General features: G+C 66.2%; 19 protein-coding genes, 2 tRNA genes and 1 pseudogene. 15 read left to right on the top strand and 7 right to left on the bottom strand.

Features of this window, described 5'->3' with window-relative positions; translation table 11 throughout:
* Positions 1 to 15: 15 nt before the first annotated feature.
* From recF to ACZZ93_RS11120, 7 genes and pseudogenes are all read left to right on the top strand, one after another.
* Positions 16 to 1,176, top strand: coding sequence for a DNA replication/repair protein RecF (recF, locus tag ACZZ93_RS11150; RefSeq protein ID WP_463511115.1), 1,161 nt, complete (start codon positions 16 to 18; stop codon positions 1,174 to 1,176).
* Complete coding sequence (locus ACZZ93_RS11145; RefSeq protein ID WP_056275693.1) at positions 1,169 to 1,672, top strand: DciA family protein; 504 nt, start codon at positions 1,169 to 1,171, stop codon at positions 1,670 to 1,672. The genes recF and ACZZ93_RS11145 overlap by 8 nt, the downstream gene beginning before the upstream one ends.
* Positions 1,673 to 1,790: 118 nt before the next feature.
* A complete protein-coding gene (gyrB, locus tag ACZZ93_RS11140) occupies positions 1,791 to 3,860 on the top strand; it encodes a DNA topoisomerase (ATP-hydrolyzing) subunit B (protein ID WP_171821963.1) in 2,070 nt (689 codons plus the stop codon).
* Between the two features lie 51 nt (positions 3,861 to 3,911).
* Positions 3,912 to 6,473: a DNA gyrase subunit A gene (gene gyrA / locus ACZZ93_RS11135; RefSeq protein WP_053098243.1), complete on the top strand. Its 2,562-nt coding sequence runs from the start codon at positions 3,912 to 3,914 to the stop codon at positions 6,471 to 6,473.
* On the top strand, positions 6,470 to 6,874 hold the full coding sequence (locus tag ACZZ93_RS11130) for a DUF3566 domain-containing protein (protein ID WP_053098244.1): 405 nt from the start codon (positions 6,470 to 6,472) through the stop codon (positions 6,872 to 6,874). Before gyrA ends, ACZZ93_RS11130 begins: the two co-directional genes overlap by 4 nt.
* Before the next feature lie 136 nt (positions 6,875 to 7,010).
* Entirely contained in the window at positions 7,011 to 8,279 is a 1,269-nt protein-coding gene (locus ACZZ93_RS11125) for a sensor histidine kinase (protein ID WP_053098246.1), read from the top strand.
* Positions 8,267 to 8,952 (top strand): annotated as a pseudogene (locus ACZZ93_RS11120) (LuxR C-terminal-related transcriptional regulator). The gene ACZZ93_RS11125 and the pseudogene ACZZ93_RS11120 overlap by 13 nt, the downstream one beginning before the upstream one ends.
* Positions 8,953 to 8,991: 39 nt before the next feature.
* Here the strand turns inward: ACZZ93_RS11120 and ACZZ93_RS11115 are convergent.
* Entirely contained in the window at positions 8,992 to 9,147 is a 156-nt protein-coding gene (locus tag ACZZ93_RS11115) for a hypothetical protein (protein ID WP_463511114.1), read from the bottom strand.
* Here ACZZ93_RS11115 and ACZZ93_RS11110 point away from each other — a divergent pair.
* The 4 genes from ACZZ93_RS11110 (at position 9,119) to ACZZ93_RS11095 (ending at position 10,672) form a co-directional block, all read left to right on the top strand.
* Positions 9,119 to 9,901 (top strand): DUF4097 family beta strand repeat-containing protein, encoded by a 783-nt coding sequence (locus ACZZ93_RS11110; RefSeq protein ID WP_056277585.1) that lies wholly within the window; start codon positions 9,119 to 9,121, stop codon positions 9,899 to 9,901. The two genes, ACZZ93_RS11115 and ACZZ93_RS11110, sit on opposite strands and share 29 nt — an antisense overlap.
* An 85-nt stretch (positions 9,902 to 9,986) precedes the next feature.
* Positions 9,987 to 10,060 (top strand) — tRNA-Ile (locus ACZZ93_RS11105).
* A 26-nt stretch (positions 10,061 to 10,086) separates the two neighbouring features.
* Positions 10,087 to 10,159 (top strand) — tRNA-Ala (locus tag ACZZ93_RS11100).
* Between the two features lie 231 nt (positions 10,160 to 10,390).
* Complete coding sequence (locus ACZZ93_RS11095) at positions 10,391 to 10,672, top strand: hypothetical protein (RefSeq protein ID WP_053098248.1); 282 nt, start codon at positions 10,391 to 10,393, stop codon at positions 10,670 to 10,672.
* Between the two features lie 22 nt (positions 10,673 to 10,694).
* Here the strand turns inward: ACZZ93_RS11095 and ACZZ93_RS11090 are convergent, their stop codons facing one another.
* The 3 genes from ACZZ93_RS11090 to ACZZ93_RS11080 form a co-directional block, all read right to left on the bottom strand.
* On the bottom strand, positions 10,695 to 11,210 hold the full coding sequence (locus ACZZ93_RS11090) for a DUF3253 domain-containing protein (RefSeq protein ID WP_463511113.1): 516 nt from the start codon (positions 11,208 to 11,210) through the stop codon (positions 10,695 to 10,697).
* Between the two features lie 154 nt (positions 11,211 to 11,364).
* Positions 11,365 to 12,480: a M24 family metallopeptidase gene (locus tag ACZZ93_RS11085; protein ID WP_463511112.1), complete on the bottom strand. Its 1,116-nt coding sequence runs from the start codon at positions 12,478 to 12,480 to the stop codon at positions 11,365 to 11,367.
* 43 nt (positions 12,481 to 12,523) lie between these two features.
* Complete coding sequence (locus ACZZ93_RS11080) at positions 12,524 to 12,973, bottom strand: DUF1801 domain-containing protein (protein ID WP_053098256.1); 450 nt, start codon at positions 12,971 to 12,973, stop codon at positions 12,524 to 12,526.
* Between the two features lie 189 nt (positions 12,974 to 13,162).
* Here ACZZ93_RS11080 and ACZZ93_RS11075 point away from each other — a divergent pair, with 189 nt between their 5' ends.
* A complete protein-coding gene (locus ACZZ93_RS11075) occupies positions 13,163 to 13,585 on the top strand; it encodes an NUDIX hydrolase (RefSeq protein WP_230101137.1) in 423 nt (140 codons plus the stop codon).
* Position 13,586: 1 nt separating this feature from the next.
* Here ACZZ93_RS11075 and ACZZ93_RS11070 read toward each other — a convergent pair whose 3' ends face one another.
* Both ACZZ93_RS11070 and ACZZ93_RS11065 read right to left on the bottom strand, forming a co-directional pair.
* Positions 13,587 to 14,048, bottom strand: a complete 462-nt coding sequence (locus tag ACZZ93_RS11070) for an aminoacyl-tRNA deacylase (RefSeq protein ID WP_053098258.1) — start codon at positions 14,046 to 14,048, stop codon at positions 13,587 to 13,589.
* 50 nt (positions 14,049 to 14,098) lie between these two features.
* The gene (locus ACZZ93_RS11065) at positions 14,099 to 14,599 is read right to left on the bottom strand and encodes a DNA helicase (RefSeq protein WP_463511111.1); all 501 of its coding nucleotides are present in this window, start codon (positions 14,597 to 14,599) and stop codon (positions 14,099 to 14,101) included.
* 145 nt (positions 14,600 to 14,744) lie between these two features.
* On the opposite strand from ACZZ93_RS11065, the gene ACZZ93_RS11060 reads away from it, so the two are divergent.
* A complete protein-coding gene (locus tag ACZZ93_RS11060) occupies positions 14,745 to 15,302 on the top strand; it encodes a peptidylprolyl isomerase (RefSeq protein ID WP_053098262.1) in 558 nt (185 codons plus the stop codon).
* A 21-nt stretch (positions 15,303 to 15,323) separates the two neighbouring features.
* Positions 15,324 to 16,226 (top strand): rhomboid family intramembrane serine protease, encoded by a 903-nt coding sequence (locus ACZZ93_RS11055; RefSeq protein WP_053098263.1) that lies wholly within the window; start codon positions 15,324 to 15,326, stop codon positions 16,224 to 16,226.
* Between the two features lie 145 nt (positions 16,227 to 16,371).
* On the opposite strand, the gene ACZZ93_RS11050 is transcribed toward ACZZ93_RS11055, so the two are convergent.
* Positions 16,372 to 16,611 carry a cell division protein CrgA gene (locus tag ACZZ93_RS11050; RefSeq protein ID WP_042541028.1) on the bottom strand — a complete coding sequence of 80 codons (240 nt, stop codon included), beginning with the start codon at positions 16,609 to 16,611 and terminating at the stop codon, positions 16,372 to 16,374.
* Between the two features lie 160 nt (positions 16,612 to 16,771).
* Between ACZZ93_RS11050 and ACZZ93_RS11045 the strand changes: the two genes are divergently transcribed.
* Positions 16,772 to 17,491 carry a class E sortase gene (locus ACZZ93_RS11045; RefSeq protein WP_463511110.1) on the top strand — a complete coding sequence of 240 codons (720 nt, stop codon included), beginning with the start codon at positions 16,772 to 16,774 and terminating at the stop codon, positions 17,489 to 17,491.
* The last annotated feature ends 4 nt before the right edge of the window (positions 17,492 to 17,495 follow it).

Raw genomic sequence — 17,495 nt, 5'->3', positions numbered from 1 at the left:
AGGTAGGCTGACAGCGTGATTGTGGAACACCTGAGCCTGGTCGACTTCCGCAATTACGCGACCGCGGATCTCGCTCTGCACAAGGGTCCCAACGTCCTCGTCGGGCGCAACGGCCAGGGCAAGACCAACCTTGCAGAGGCTGTCGTCTTCCTCGCCACTCTCGGTTCGCACCGCGTCTCGTCGGATGCGCCGATGGTGCGCGAAGGTCAGGACTTCGCGATCATCCGCGCTCGCCTCTCCCACGGCGAACGCAAGGTGCTCATCGAGGTCCAGCTCAACAAGCAGGGTTCGAACAAGGCGCGGATCAACGGCTCCCCCTCGAAGACCAATGAGCTGCCTCGCTACGCCCATGTGGTGCTCTTCGCTCCCGAGGATCTCCAGATCGTCCGCGGCGACCCCTCGTCTCGGCGTCGTTTCGTCGACCAGCTGCTGATCCAGCGCACGCCCCGCATGTCTTCGGTCCTCGCCGATTACGACCGTGTTCTCAAGCAACGCAATGCGCTTCTGAAGTCGGCCAGGGCGCGCGGCATCAAGGGCGAGGCCCTGAGCACCCTCGATGTGTGGGACGACAAGCTGGTCTCCCTCGGTGCCGAGATCATCACCGCGCGACAGCGTCTCGCCGCAGATCTCCAGCAGCCGGTGGCCGAGGCGTACGCGGCGATCGCGGGCGAGGATCATCGTCCGCAGCTCGAGTGGGCTCTGTCAGTGCGCGGGGCGGATCCCGAAGAGGGTGTCGACGCGCCGGCCGAGACGTCGGGAGACATCGCCGAGATGTTCCACGCCGCACTCCTCTCGAAACGATCGAACGAGCTCGACCGCGGTCTCACGCTCACCGGTCCTCATCGCGACGACCTCGTGCTGCACGTTCGTGGCCTTCCGGTGAAGGGGTATGCGTCCCACGGAGAATCCTGGTCGGTGGCCCTCGCGCTGCGTCTCGCTTCCGCCGAGCTGCTGCGCAGCGAGTCTCCCGCCGGCGATCCCGTCCTCATCCTCGACGATGTGTTCGCCGAACTCGACGCCGATCGCCGTCAGCGACTGGCCGCTCTCACTGCGGGCTATGAGCAGGTGGTCGTGACGGCAGCCGTGGAGGAGGATATCCCCGAAGTGCTCCACGCCCATGTGGTGCGGATCTCGGCGGGAACGATCAGTGATGAGAGGGAGGTGGCAGATGAGTGAGATCGCACCCGATCCGGCATCCGAGACTCCCGAGACCGTCGCGACCTATCTGCGCCTGCGCGGACTCGCCCCGAGTTCGAAGACGTGGAAGCGCAAGCGACGCATCGTCACCGACGACGACAACGCGCCGTTCACGCCCGGCCGCGACCCCGGACCGCTCGGAGCCGTGCTCGACAAGCTGACCCGGGACTCCGGCTGGCAGAAGACTCTCGCCCGTGAGGACCTGGTCAGGCAGTGGTCCGACCTCGCCGGCACGGACACCGCCAAGCACTCCGAACCCGTCTCCCTCGAGCGCGGTGTGCTCACGGTGAAGTGCGACTCGACCGCCTGGGCGAAGAACCTGCAGTACATGCGGGGAACGATCCTGACGGAGATCGGCCGACGGTATCCGGACGCGGGTGTCGAGAACCTCCGCTTCATCGGACCGGACGTACCCTCCTGGAAATGGGGTCCCAGAGTCGTTCCAGGACGGGGCCCGCGCGATACCTACGGGTAGGACACCACGGATGGGGTCTGAAACGCTCAGAGGGCCACACGCGGCCGCTGAGCCGCATCTCGCCACGAAAAGCCGCTAGACTGGGGATTCGTGATATCGATGTGGAGAATGCCCTCTGATGACGCCTGAATCCCCCGCTGACGAGACGGAATCGACCAACGGGGGAACCCCCGCGACCGAGGGCAAGATCTCACCCAAGGTGAAGCAGCCCGGTGAGTACGGTGCCGACTCGATCCAGATCCTCGAAGGTCTCGAAGCCGTCCGCAAGCGCCCCGGTATGTACATCGGTTCCACAGGACCGCGTGGTCTGCACCACCTCGTCTACGAGATCGTCGACAACTCGGTCGATGAGGCCCTCGCCGGCTACGCCGACACCATCTTCGTGACGCTGCTCGAAGACGGCGGCGTCCGCGTGGTCGACAACGGCCGCGGCATCCCGGTCGATCCCCACTCCTCCGACCCGACGAAGTCCACGGTCGAGGTCGTTCTGACCATCCTGCACGCCGGCGGAAAGTTCGGCGGCGGCGCGTACGCCGTCTCGGGCGGTCTCCACGGCGTCGGCTCGTCGGTGGTCAACGCCCTGTCGACGCGGTTCGACGTCGAGGTCAAGCAGAAGGGCTTCGTCTGGCGGCACAGCTTCGCGAACGGCGGCGTCCCGCAGCAGCAGCTCGAGAAGGGCGAGGCGTCCGACGACACCGGAACCAGCATCACGTTCTGGCCGGACGCCGAGATCTTCACCGAGACCACGAACTTCGAGTACGACACCCTGCGCACGCGCTTCCAGCAGATGGCGTTCCTCAACAAGGGCCTCCGCATCGAGCTGTCCGACGAGCGTCCCGATTCGGCTTACCAGGTCGAGGTCGACGGGCAGCCGACCCTCACCCAGCCGAACGACGTCTTCTTCTACGAGCGCGGTCTCGTCGACTACGTCGAATACCTCAACAAGGTGCGTCACGCCGAGGTCGTCAACGACGAGATCATCGCGTTCGAGTCCGAGGACACCGAGCGCAAGATCTCTCTCGAGGTCGCGATGCAGTGGACCACGTCGTACACCGAGAACGTCTTCACCTACGCGAACACGATCAACACCCACGAGGGCGGCACGCACGAAGAGGGCTTCCGCGCAGCGCTCACCACGCTCGTCAACAAGTACGCCAGGGCGAACAATCTCCTCAAGGAGAAGGACGACAACCTGTCGGGCGACGACGTGCGTGAAGGACTGACCGCGGTCATCTCGATCAAGCTCGGCGAGCCGCAATTCGAAGGGCAGACCAAGACGAAGCTCGGCAACACCGAGGCCAAGGCGTTCGTGCAGAAGGTCGTCGGCGATCAGCTCGGCGATTGGTTCGACCGCAACCCGATCCAAGCGAAGAACGTCATCCGCAAGGCGATCGATGCGGCCACCGCTCGTCTCGCCGCGCGCAAGGCCCGCGAGACCGCTCGTCGAAAGAGCGTCTTCGAGTCCGCCGCGATGCCCGACAAGCTCAAGGACTGCACGAGCAAGGATCCCTCGATCAGTGAGATCTTCCTCGTCGAGGGTGACTCGGCAGGTGGCTCCGCTGTGCAGGGTCGCGATCCGCACACGCAGGCGATCCTCGCTCTGCGAGGCAAGATCCTCAACGTCGAGCGCGCGCGTCTCGACAAGGCCCTGGGCAACAAAGAGGTCCAGGCGATGATCCAGGCCTTCGGCACCGGAATCGGCGAAGAGTTCGACATCGAGAAGGCGCGATATCACAAGATCGTGCTGATGGCGGATGCCGACGTCGACGGCCAGCACATCACGACGCTGCTGCTCACGCTGCTGTTCCGCTACATGCGCGGACTGATCGAGGCCGGCTTCGTGTACCTCGCGATGCCGCCGCTCTACCGTCTCAAGTGGACGAACCAGCCCCACGAGTACGTGTTCAGCGACGCCGAGCGCGACGCGCTGCTCAAGTTCGGACTCGACAACGGCAAGCGGATCCCGAAGGATGCCGGCATCCAGCGCTACAAGGGTCTCGGCGAGATGAACGCCAAGGAGCTGTGGGAGACCACGATGGACCACAGCACCCGGACGCTCCGCCAGGTGACCATCGAGGATGCCGCCGCGGCAGACGAGATCTTCAGCGTGCTGATGGGTGAGGACGTCGAATCGAGACGCAGCTTCATCCAGCGCAACGCCAAGGATGTCCGCTTCCTCGACATCTGACGCGTCCCGCGCCTGCATTCGTTCCCATAACGACCGGAATCGACAACACACATGACTGACGAAGTACGCCCCGAGCCGGCACACGACCACGGCAAGATCGACCAGGTCGACCTGCAGTCCGAGATGCAGCGCAGCTATCTCGACTACGCGATGGCCGTGATCGTCGGCCGTGCGCTGCCCGACGTGCGCGATGGACTCAAGCCCGTCCACCGACGCGTGATCTACGGCATGTACGACGGCGGATTCCGCCCCGACAAGTCCTTCTCGAAGTGCGCTCGCGTGGTCGGCGAGGTCATGGGTCAGTACCACCCGCACGGTGACTCGGCGATCTACGACGCCCTCGTGCGTCTCGTGCAGCCCTGGTCGCTGCGCTACCCGCTGGCCCTCGGCCAGGGCAACTTCGGGTCTCCCGGCAACATGGGTGCCGCGGCGCCCCGGTACACCGAGACCAAGATGGCCCCCCTCGCGCTCGAGATGGTTCGGGACATCGAAGAGGACACGGTCGACTTCACCGACAACTACGACGGCCAGACTCAGGAGCCGACGGTTCTTCCGGCCCGCTTCCCGAACCTCCTCGTCAACGGGTCGGTGGGTATCGCGGTCGGCATGGCCACCAACATCCCTCCGCACAACCTGCGCGAGGTGTCGTCTGCCGCCCTCTGGGCGCTCGACAACCCCGGCCTCCCCCGCGAAGAGCTGCTCGAGGGTCTCATCCAGCGGATCCCCGGCCCCGACTTCCCCACCGGCGCGCAGATCCTCGGCACCAAGGGCGTGCACGAGGCGTACCGCACGGGTCGCGGCTCGATCACCATGCGCGCGGTCGTCAATGTCGAGGAGATCCAGGGCCGCACGTGCCTCGTGATCACCGAGCTGCCGTACCAGGTGAACCCCGACAACGTCGCGGTGAAGATCGGCGACCTCGCCCGTGACGGCAAGATCACCGGCATCGCCGACATCCGCGACGAGTCGTCCGACCGCACGGGTCAGCGTCTCGTGGTCGTGCTCAAGCGCGATGCGGTCGCGAAGGTCGTGCTCAACAACCTGTACAAGCACACGCAGCTGCAGGAGAACTTCGGCGCGAACATGCTCGCGATCGTCGACGGCGTGCCGCGCACGCTCGCGATCGACGGATTCGTGACCCACTGGATCACGCACCAGCTCGAAGTGATCGTCCGACGCACGCGCTTCCGTCTCGCCAAGGCAGAGGCTCGCATGCACATCCTGCGCGCCTACCTCAAGGCGCTCGACGCTCTCGACGAGGTCATCGCTCTCATCCGTCGATCGCAGACCACGCAGGATGCGAACGAGGGACTGCAGAAGCTCCTCGACATCGACGACATCCAGGCCCAGGCCATCCTCGACATGCAGCTGCGCCGACTGGCCGCCCTCGAGCGTCAGAAGATCCTCGACGAGGCCTCGGAGCTCGAGCGGCTGATCGGCGAGTACCAGGCGATCCTCGTCGACGAGTCGCTGCAGCGCGACATCATCCGCGAAGAGCTCACCGGCATCGTCGAGCGCTTCGGAGACGACCGTCGCACGCACATCCTGCACGGCTTCGACGGCGACGTCTCGATGGAAGACCTCATCGCTGAAGAGGAGATGGTCGTCACCATCACCCGCGCCGGCTACATCAAGCGCACGCGCAGCGACAACTACCGGTCGCAGCACCGCGGCGGCAAGGGCATCAAGGGCGCCCAGCTGCGGGCCGATGACATCGTCGAGCACTTCTTCGTGACGACGACGCACCACTGGCTGCTGTTCTTCACCGACAAGGGTCGCGTCTACCGTTCGAAGACCTACGAGGTTCCCGAGGCCGGCCGCGATGCGAAGGGAACGCACGTCGCGAACCTCCTCGCCCTGCAGCCCGACGAGAACATCGCGCAGGTGCTCGACATCCGCGACTACGGGGTCGCCGACTATCTCGTTCTCGCGACGCGCGACGGTCTGGTCAAGAAGACGCGTCTCGACGCGTACGACACCAACCGCCAGGGCGGCGTCATCGCGATCCGCCTGAATGACGAGGACGAGCTGGTCTCGGCTCTCATGGTGAACGCTGAGGATGACATCCTGCTCATCAGCCGCCGCGGCATGTCCGTCCGGTTCAGTGCGACCGATGATGCGCTGCGACCGATGGGACGCGCGACCGCCGGCGTGAAGGGCATGAAGTTCCGTGAGGGCGACAGCCTGCTGTCGGCATCCGTCGCCGCCCTCGGCCAGTTCGTGTTCGTGGTGACCGACGGCGGCTATGCGAAGCGCACCGCCATCGAGGAATACCGCGTCCAGGGACGCGGTGGATTCGGCATCAAGGTCGCCAAGCTCAACGATGATCGGGGCACTCTCGCGGGTGGTCTGATGGTCTCCTCCGACGACGAGGTCCTTGTGGTTCTGTCCAGCGGCAAGGTGGTACGCTCTGCCGTGGCCGAGGTGCCCGCGAAGGGCCGAGACACCATGGGAGTGGTGTTCGCACGGACGACGGAAGCCGACCGGATCCTCGCCATCGCCCGCAACGGTGAGCGGGGCCTCACCGAAGAAGACGAATCGGATGAGGCTGCGGTGGACTCCGAGTCCACGGCCCCCGAGACGAACGAGAACCCTGAGGAAGCAGACGCATGAGCACAGTAGCCGACAAGCTGGCGAAGAAGTCCACGCGCAAGACCGGTGGCAAGCAGGTGCGCCTGCGCCTCGTCTACGTGGATTTCTGGTCGGCCGTGAAGCTGTCGTTCCTGGGCGCTGTGGCGCTCGCGATCGTGACGATGGTGTCGTTCTTCCTGATCTTCCTCGTGCTGCAGGCGACCGGCATCCTCACGCAGGCGGATGAGTTCATCGGAACCATCACCGACAACTCCGTGCGGATCTCCGAGGTCGCCGGCCTGCCGCAGGTGATGGCATTCGCCGCGGTGGTCTCGATCCTCAACCTCATCGTGTTCACGGTGCTGGGTGCGGTCATCGCCGGGATCTACAACGTCGCCGTGAAGGTGACCGGCGGACTGCTGGTCGGGTTCATGTCGAACTGATCGTCAGGATTCGAGGAGGGGCGGATGCGAACAGCATCCGCCCCTCTTCTGTTCTCCGACGGAGTAGGGAAAACCCGAACCCGGGTCTCCGGTTGCCTCGGTGTCGGCCGGATCGGGGCCGCCGTACCTTTGAACCATGACGACACACACTGCCACGCCACCACCGGCGACGGCCACGAAGCCGCCGTTGCGCATCGTGCTCTCTATCCTGCATCTCGCGGGAATCGGAGTCATCGGCGGCTTCATCTTCGCGACTCTTTCCGGACTCCTCGGCACCGGCCTCGGCCTGCTCTTCGCGGCGGGCGTCGGCATCGTGCTGCTCGTCGGGCTCGTGTACGCCCTGTTCGGCGTCGGCTGGTTCGAGGTCGCGCGAGTCAGCGCTCTCTACAGGTCGCCCATCACGCCGCTCAGATGGCGCCCTCGGGATCGCCCCGGGTTCGCGGGCTGGCTCCGCTCGCTCGGCCGCCAGGCCATCGACGGCCGCATGTGGAGGGCCCTCGCGAACTTCGCGATCACCGCCGTTCTCGGCTGGATCGTGCTGCGGCTCGCCTTCGGCCTCGTCTGGTCGATCGCCATCTCGTTCGCTCCTCTCACGGGAACGGATGCCGTGATGGGTCCGTTCGGCGGGGGCGGCATCGACCCCGCGTGGGCACCGCTCATCGGGATCCTCGGAGTCGCCGCGTGCCTCGCCGGAATGATCGGACTGGCGCTCCTCAACCGCGTGCTCTCACTCGCCATCGTCGTTCGCAGCCGCGAGGCCGAGCTCACCGAGCGAGTGCGCACCAGCACTGCTCAGCGTGAGGGCGCTGTACGTGCCGCGGATGTCGAACGCACACGTATCGAGCGTGACCTGCACGACGGCGTCCAACCGCGACTCGTATCGGTCGGCATGACCCTGGGGCTCGCCCAGCAGAAGATCGACAACGACCCGGATGCCGCGAAGGAGCTGATCGCCGAGGCGCACACCTCGACCAAGGCCGCGATCACCGAGCTGCGTCAGCTGGCCCGTGGCATCCATGCATCGGTCCTCGACGACCGGGGCCTGGACGCGGCGCTGTCCGCCCTCGCCGGCCGCTCGCACATCCCCGTGCATCTCGATGTGCGCATGGACGGCCGCTGCAGCCGTGAGGCCGAAGCCGCTGTCTACTTCTCGATCGCCGAGTCGCTCACCAACGCCGCGAAGCATTCGCGGGCCAGCGAGGCGCGTGTCACTGTCCGCCTCCGCGACGGAGGGGTGCTCTGGGCCCGCGTCGAGGACAACGGCATGGGCGGCGCCCAGGTGCAGCCCGGCGGAGGCCTCGACGGCATCGCGAATCGCATCCTCGCAGCGGGCGGAACCTTCCGCCTTGAGAGCCCCGTCGGCGGACCGACCAGCCTGGAGGTGAACGTGCCATGCGCATCCTGATCTGCGAGGACTCCGTCCTGCTGCGCGAGGGGCTCGTGCGACTGCTCGAGGACGCCGGACACAGTGTGGTCGCGGCTCTTCCCGACACCAGCGGTCTCAGCGAGGCCGTCATCGAGACGGATCCCGAGCTGTGCATCCTCGACGTACGGCTCCCCCGACCTTCACCGACGAGGGCATCCGCGCGGCGCTCGGACTCCGGGACACCAATCCCGCGCTTCCGCTGCTCGTGCTCTCTCAGTACGTCGAGGAGCGGTACGCATCGGACCTCATCGCCGCACAGGGCGGGCCCCTGGGTTATCTGCTCAAGGACAGGGTCGCCGACGTCTCTGAGTTCCTCGCCTCCGTGCAGCGGATCTCCGAGGGTGCCACCGTGCTCGACCCCGAGGTCGTGGCTCAGCTGCTCACCCGCCGCAACCGCGACGACCGGATGCAGCGTCTCACCGAGCGCGAACGGACCGTGCTCGCACTGATCGCCGAGGGCAAGTCGAACCAGGCCATCGCCGGTCTGCTCTTCCTCTCGGAGGCGAGCGTCGAGAAGCACATCACCGCGATCTTCCAGAAGCTGGGCTTCGAACAGGGCGAGTCGGGCAACCGACGCGTGCTGGCGGCCCTGGCACACATCGAGAACACGGGCGGCTCGACGCCGACCGGACAGACAGGACTGGGACGATGACCACGAACAACGACGACTACCAGGGCGGGCACACGCCCCTTACTCCCCGCCGGCATCCGCGCCGCAGGGACAGGAGCCCACACCGGCACCGGCATCGGCACCGGCGCCCGCGCAGGCGCAGGCGGCACCGGCCGATGCCGGCCGCTCTTCGGGGACGACGGCGATCATGATCGTCACGGCGATCGTCGGAGGCATCGCGCTCCTCGGAGCGGGCGGGTCGGCGGCTGTCGCCGCCACCGGCAGCATGATGGCCTCCACTCAGGGCAGCGACGCCGTGCTGACCGAGGATGCGTCCGGCATCGACACCCTCGACCTCGACGTGGATGCCGGCAACATGCGCATCGAGTTCGGTGACGTCGATGAGGCCGAGCTGGCAGTGACGAACGCTCGCGGCCCTGCCTGGAGACTCGAACGCGAGGGCGACGAGCTGATCGTCCGCAGCCCGGAGTTCCGCTTCGGATGGTGGTTCGGCGAGTGGTTCGGCGACGACCAGTCGGCGGTGCTGACCCTGCCTGAAGAGCTGAGCGACGCGCAGCTCGATGCCGACCTCACTCTCGATGCGGGCAGTCTCGATGTGGTCGGAGACTTCGGTGCCCTCGACGTCACGGTCAACGCCGGTGCGCTCGATGTCGAAGGTGCGGCGAGCAGCCTCAGCATCGACATGAGCGCGGGTCGTGCCGATGCGATGCTCGACGGCGTCGACGCGGCCGATCTCAGTGTGTCGGCGGGCGACCTCACCGTCGAGCTGACGGGCCGGGCACCGTCTGAGACGACGATCGACGTGAGCGCGGGCTCGGTCGATCTCACGGTTCCGGATGAGTCGTACTCGATCATCCAGGACGTCAGTGCCGGATCGCTCGACGCGAAGGTCGATCAGTCATCCGGCACCCGGAACACGATCGACGTCACACTTGCGGCAGGCAGTGTGACGATCCGTCCGGGCCGCTGATTCCGATCGAGGGCGAGGGCGCGCCGGTGCCCTCGCCCTCGATTGGGTATTTCGGGAAATCTCCGGTAAAGTTTCGGAGGTTGACGGGCCCATAGCTCAGGCGGTTAGAGCGCTTCACTGATAATGAAGAGGTCCCAGGTTCAAGTCCTGGTGGGCCCACTCCTCAACTAAATGAATACCCTCACGGGGCCTTAGCTCAGTTGGTAGAGCGCCTGCTTTGCAAGCAGGATGTCAGGAGTTCGAATCTCCTAGGCTCCACACTGTGTTGAGACAGTTCGAGAAGGCCCCGCCATGTGCGGGGCCTTCTCGTTTTCGCATGTCTCCACAGGTGTTAACAACCCTGTTAACAACTGCTCGCGCGGTGCCATCTGAGTGCACAGCTGTGGATGGACCTGCTAACAACGAGGGCGATGCGGCACCCGCCTCTCACTAGACCTCCTAGATATCAACCCCCTCCGAATTCTCAGGTCGAGGGCGTAGCGTGCTGGCATGACCGACGGGGAGACGATGATCCAGACCGAGATCGTGTTCGATGGATCGAGCTACCTGCTCGCCCAGGATCAGAACATCGATGATCTGCGAGAACGTATCGAGTCAGCCACGAAGACCGCCGGCACCTTCGTCGACATGGTCGTCGTCGGCAACCGGGCAGTCAGCGTGCTCATCACCCCGACGACGCAAGTGACGATCAGTGTGGCGACTGTGGCATATGACCCCCGCGACACCGGTGACGTCGACTTCCCGTACACCGGTTTCTACGACGAGCTCTGACTCCACGCGTCTGAGCGGGTGATCAGAGGTTCGGCCCGCGGACCATGCGCACCGGGCCTCTGGCGTCGTCGATGGACACCTTCTCGCCCTTCTGCGTCACGACGATCTCATCGCGCTCGGCGAGTGCAGCCGCGATTCGGCGGACGTCCGACATGGTCGAGCGCCACGAGTCCCCGCCTACAGTCCGAGCGACGTCACTCGGACAGATCGAAGACTCGCCCCGCTTGCGGATGAGCGCGCGCATCGCGGCCGCGATCCTCTCGTCGAAGTCGTCGCCGGTGCGGTCCTCCCACCAGGGCGCCCCTCGTTCCCCGAGCGCGGTCTTCGCGTCCTGCACCCGACGTCGTGCGTCCGGCTCGTGCGCCTTCACCGCGCGCCGCGCAGCCATCAGCTCGTTGACCAGCTCCTGGCGGAACGTCTCGGGGATCAAGGGGTCGGTCGCGCGCCAACGCCGGCCGTCGATGACGACGTGATGACCGTCGGGCGTGCGCTCCGGACCGCTCACACCGCCGCCGTTCGCGCTGTCGTCCGAGGTCATGCAGCCAGTCAATCCGACCATGATCAGGTCGACCAGGGGCTTGACCGCACCTGGGTACCCCCGATCGGGAGGAGATCTGCGCTGCGGAGGACGAGTCGACGGACAAGCGTCCTCCCGTGTGCGGATCTCCTTTCGAACGGCTCTCGGTCGGAGGTCAGACGGCGCGCAGGTCGTGCGGGGCGACGTTGAGACGCTCGCACCCGTCGGCGGTCACGACGACGATGTCCTCGATGCGTGCACCCCATCGGCCCGCGAAGTAGATCCCGGGCTCGATGCTGAACGCCATGCCCTCGCGCAGCACGAGATCGTTGCCGGGCGCGATGTAGGGCTCTTCGTGTACCGAGACGCCGATGCCGTGACCCGTGCGGTGCAGAAAGGCCTCGCCGAGCCCCGCCTCGGCGAGTACGGACCGCGCCGCGGCATCGACAGCCTCGGCCGTCGCGCCGGGGCGCACGGCGTCGACAGCGGCCTGCTGAGCGCGGACGAGCACGGCGATGCGATCGGCGGCCTCACGGTCGGGTGTGCCGACCACGTAGGTGCGGGTGCTGTCGGAGTTGTAGCCGCTCGGCACGGCGCCGCCGATGTCGACGACGACGACGTCTCCGTCCTCGATCACGCGGTCGGACACCTCGTGGTGGGGATCCGCGCCGTTGGGTCCCGAGCCGACGATGACGAACTCGACGGTGCGGTGGCCCTCGGCCACGATGGCCTCGGCGATGTCGGCCGCCACCTCGCGCTCGGTGCGCCCCGGCCGCAGCCACTCGGGCACTCGACGATGCACGGCGTCGATCGCGGAGCCGGCACGCCGGAGCTCGGCAACCTCTTCTGCATCCTTGATCATGCGGCCCTCACGCAGCACCGGGGTGGCGAGCTCGACGCGCACGTCGATCCGATCGGAGAGCGGGATCACGTGCAACGCCGGCAGAGCGTCTGAAACTCCCACTCGCGTGACTGCGCCCAGGGCGGCGGCCACGAGGTCGTAGGGATTCTGTCCGTCGACCCAGTCGGAGACGGCGAGGCCGAGCTCACCCACCGCCGTGGTCCTGACCTTCGCCAACTCCATGCGCGGCACGATGACGGTGGGAGCGATGCCGGGTCCGAGCACGAGTGCGGTGAGGCGCTCGATCGTGTCTCCCTCGACGCCGACCAGATACTCCAGATCAGGGCCAGGACCCACCACTATCCCGTCGAGACCGGCGTCAGCGGCAAGCGCTGCTGCGCGGTCGAGTCGAGCGGCGTACACGGAGGCGGGGAACGGCAGTGTGCTCACGGCATCCACGCTACTGCGCCGGCCGTTCCCCGGGAACGGCGACTCAGCTGACGGCGAGGCGGATGCGCTCGGTGAGAACCTTGCGGTTCGCGGCAGAGAGATCGAGCAGCGCGTATGCGGTCGGCCACATCGTGCCGTCGTCGAGGTTCGAGATCGGCTCGAAACCGAACGTGCCGTACCTGACCTTGAACTTGCTGGCCGGCTGGAAGAAGCAGAGCACCTTGCCGTCCTTGCCCCAAGCGGGCATGCCGTAATAGGTCCGCGGCATGAGCTCGGGAGCGACCTCGGTCACGAGGTCGTGGAGCGCCTTCGACAGCTCTCGATCGTTGTCATCGGGAAGCTTCGCGATCGCCGCCTCGAGGTCTGCGACACCCTCGGCCCGCACCTCTTCCGGGGTCTTCTTGGCACGAGACCGAGACTTGCGCTTGTCGGCCGCGGCCTCCTTCATCGCCTCGCGCTCTTCGGCACTGAAGTTCTTCTCTTTGTCAGCCATGGCCGACTCCTTTCACTGTGTGATCTGCGGTGAATCTCACACTACGGATGCAGCGCACTGCTGTGCTTCTTGATTCGTGATCGATGTCTCGGGGTCAAGCGTGACGAGCCGGACGCCTCTCGAGGCGAGGTTTCGTCCAGGATCGTCACGCGCGTACCCTGGCTGAACCCCGGCCACTATGGTGGACGCATGGATATGCGGGTCGCGGCATACGCGGTCGTCACCGATGACGACGGTCGCATACTTCTCGCGCGCTGGACCGAGGGTCGTCGAGTGGCATGGACGATGCCCGGCGGAGGGCTGGAACCGGGTGAGGCTCCCGAGGACGCCGTGCGGCGTGAGCTGCGCGAGGAGACCGGCTACACGGTCAAGGTCGGCGAGCTGCTGGGCATTCATTCGAGGGTGATCCCGGCGAGCCAGCGGGTGAACCAGTCGGATCAGCCTCTGCACACCCTGCGCATCGTCTACCGGGCGTCGGTGACGGGCGGCAAGCTGACATTCGAGGCCGATGGCTCGACCGACATGGCCGAGTGGTTCCCACTGAAAGCCGTGAAGGAACTGCAGAGGGTCAAGCTGGTCGACATCTCGCTACGGATGGCCGGCATCCTCTGACTCAGTCGCGGGCCTCTTCGGGCACCGAGATGTCGGCGACTGTGGCACCGTACGCGGCGATGAGGTCATCGGCGTCGACGAAGAGGCTGTAGCCGTGAGCGCCGGCACCCATGGCGATCCGCTGCCCGACGATCGACTCGTCGGCGAAGACCGGCCAGTCCGTGGTGCTGCCGATGGGCACGATCGTTCCGCGCTCGTAGCCGGTCGCCGCGAGGGCGAGATCCGGCTCGGGCAGGCGGAGCTTGTTCACTCCGACGACCGCACGCAGCTTCGGCCACGAGATCGATCTGCCGCCGGGAACCAGCGCGAAGAGATACGTGTCGTCCGAACGCTTGACGACGAGCGTCTTGACGATGCCGGAGGGAGGGATGCCGAGCAGCTCAGCCGCCTCGAAGAGACTGCGGGCGGCAGGACGCTCGCGGATCTCGATGTCGAGTCCGCGAGCCGCTGCGGCGTCCCTCACCCGGGCATGGAGATCCCCCGGCTCAGTGGCCGGGGGCTCCGATGTCGAGGTCACGCGTCAGGTGCGGAGAGCGGGTCGTCTGCGACCCAGAGCTCGTCGTCTGCGCGCAGTGCCTGCCACGCGGCGTAGAGAACGCCGGCCGCTGCGGCGACTCCGAGGACCAGGGCGATGACCGAACCGACGCTCGGGCCCTTCGGCTCGGGCTGAGTGGCCTTCCTGACCTTCTTCACGACGCCTTCGCGCTTGGCGTTCGCGACATCCCACGCGGTGAGCGCGGTGCCGACGACTCCGCCGACGATGGGGACGACCTTGTCGTCCACCACGTGGTGACCGAAGCGGACGCCACGGTCGACGACCGGTGCGACGCGACGGTTGTAGGTGTCCTGGACGACAGGACCGACCTGCTCGCGACCGAAGTGGCCGAGCTGACGTCCGGCTTCACGCGCGACGTCGGCGGCGTGGCCGACGAGGACCTGCTGGTTCTCCCAGAGCTGGTTGGCGTCGTTCTGAAGACGACGCAGCTCCTTCTTCCGCTTGCGGCTGATGCTCACGATGCTCTCCTGTCGATTGGAGTACGGATTCCCCATCTTGCCACGCGACCGTGTATGGGGCGAGGGAATCGCCGAACCCTTGCGTCGGAGGCCGATGAGCGCTAGACGCGGGCCAACTCATGGGAAGCTCTGCGAGAATGGACCCATGGCTCACGCTTCTCATGTCGCAACCCTGCACACCAACCACGGTGACATCGTCATCAACCTCTTCGGCGACCACGCCCCGAAGACCGTCAAGAACTTCGTCGGCCTCGCCGACGGCACCCAGGAGTGGACGCACCCCGCCACCGGCAAGCCGGGCGAGGGTGCTCTCTACAAGGACGTCATCTTCCACCGCATCATCCCGAACTTCATGATCCAGGGCGGCGACCCGCTCGGACAGGGCGTCGGGGGCCCCGGATACAACTTCGACGACGAGATCAACATGGAGCTCAACTTCAACGAGCCCTACATCCTCGCCATGGCCAACGCCGGTCTGCGTCGCAACGCCATCACAGGCAAGGCCGAGGGCACCAACGGCTCGCAGTTCTTCATCACGACCGACCCCACCCCCTGGCTCCAGGGCAAGCACACGATCTTCGGCGAGGTCGCCGATGACGCCTCCAAGGCTGTCGTCGACGCGATCGCCGCTGTGCCGACGGCTGCGGGCGACCGTCCCATCGAGCCGGTCGTGCTGCAGTCGATCGACATCGTCGCGGCCTGACGCCGACGCTGGCCGATCCGGATGACGACGCCTGAGTTCGCGGACAACCGCGACAACTTCTGCTACCGGCATCCGGATCGGCAGAGCTTCGTGCTCTGTCAGCGGTGCCTGCGCACGATCTGCCCCGAATGCCAGACGCAGGCGGCTGTCGGGGTCATCTGCCCCGAGTGCATGGCCGCAGAGCGAAAGAACCGCAGTCCCGCCCAGAAGCGCGCCGAGCGTCGCTGGGGCGGGCGCGGCGCCGCACTCGCCTCGCGTGGCAGCGGCAAGCCCGTCGTCACGTACTCGCTGCTGGCGATCACGTCGTTCATCGGGCTCCTTCAGCTCATCCCGGGTGTGGGACAGGCGATCACGGGCCAGCTGCTCTTCGCGGCGGGCTATCTGTATCCGGATCTGTCGCTCATGCCGTTCGAACCGTGGCGGCTTCTCACGGCGGTGTTCGTGCATGGCGGTTTCCTGCATCTCGCGCTCAACATGCTCGCGCTGTGGATGCTGGGTCAGAGTCTCGAACCGATGCTCGGGCGAATCCGCTTCCTGTCGCTGTACCTGATCAGCGGGCTCGGCGGTTCCGTCGCCGTCGCACTGCTCGCGCCCGGAACCGCGACGGTGGGCGCCTCCGGTGCGATCTTCGGCCTGATGGCCGCCCTGCTGATCATCGGACGGCACATCGGCGCGAACGTGACCGGCATCCTCGTGATCCTCGGCATCAACTTCGTCGTCGGCTTCGTGTTCTCTCAGAACATCGCCTGGCAGGCGCACCTCGGCGGGGCGATCGTCGGTGCGCTCGTGGCGTTCATCCTCACGAGGACCCGACGGCGTGAGCAGCGGACGCTACAGATCGTGCTGCTCGTTGCCGTCGTCGTCGCGCTCGTCCTGATCGTCGCCCTGTTGGTACCGTTCCTGATCACGACGGTTTACTCCTGATCAGAAGTTGTTAACAGGTTTGTTGACCGATGTGAATAACATCTGTGTAATTCTCCCCATGTTGGGGATAACCTGTGGATAACTCAGAAGAAGGCCCCTCTCGCCAGCGCGAGAGGGGCCTTCTTCGATATCGGTGGGGCGGGCGTCAGCGCCAGCGTGTGGTCATCAGGAAGCCGATCAGGGCGATGCCCAGGCCGATCGCAAGGTTCCAGTTGTCGAGCCCCGGGATCGGGAACTGCATGCCCGAGATGTAGAACACGAGGATCCACACGAGACCGAGGAGCATGAAGCCGACCATCACCGGCTTGAACCACACGGCGTTGGGTGCGGCTTCGCCTTCGCTGCGCGGAGCTTCGGGTTCTTCGGTCTTGCGGTCGCGTGCCATTCCCACAGTGTACCCAAGAGTGTCATATCGCGCGGAAAACCAGGGCCGCAGGGCGGGAGTACAGGTCTGGCGGATAGCATGTCGCCATGACTGCATCCGTCGTCTCGGGGAGCGACGTGCACACCGCCGCCGCCCCCGGTCGCGCGCGACCTTCACCAGCGTGCTCGGCGAGCTGCTGCTCACGGGTGGAGTGATCGTGCTTCTCTTCGTCGCGTGGCAGATGTGGATCGGCGACATCATCATCGCGGCCCAGAAGAACGAAGAGGGTGAGGCGGTCTCGCAGGAATGGGCGAACGCACCCACTCCCGAGCTCCCACCGGTCGTCGAGACCGACGACGGAGCGACAGTCTTCGAGCCCGTGATCCCCGCCGCTCCGGCCGACACCGAGCTCCTCGGCCAGATGCACGTGCCGCGCTTCGGTGCCGAGTACAACGTCGGCATCTACGGCGGTACGACGCGCGCGCGCACGCTCGACAAGCTCGGAATCGGCGTCTACACCGACTCGAAGATGCCCGGTGAGGTCGGCAACTTCGCGATGGCCGGCCACCGCACCACCTGGGGCAAGCCCTTCAACCAGCTCGACAAGCTCCAGGTCGGCGACGCGATCGTCGTCGAGACGCCTGACGGATGGTTCACGTACCGCTTCCGGACGCTGGAGTACGTCAAGCCCACGCAGACGGACGTGCTGCTCGATGTGCCGCAGATGCCCGGCGTCGCGACGGGGGAGAAGTACATCACGCTGACCGCCTGTTCGCCGCTGTACTCCCTCGCCGAGCGCATCGTCGCCTACGGCGTGTACGAGAGCTTCCAGCCCCGCGCCGAGGGTCCGCCCGCCGCGCTCACCGATCCACCGCCTCCGCCGGCCGCGCCGTCGATCTAGCCGA

The organism is Microbacterium sp. AC026, from assembly GCF_979258475.1.
This window is presented reverse-complemented; position numbering and strand designations above follow the sequence as displayed.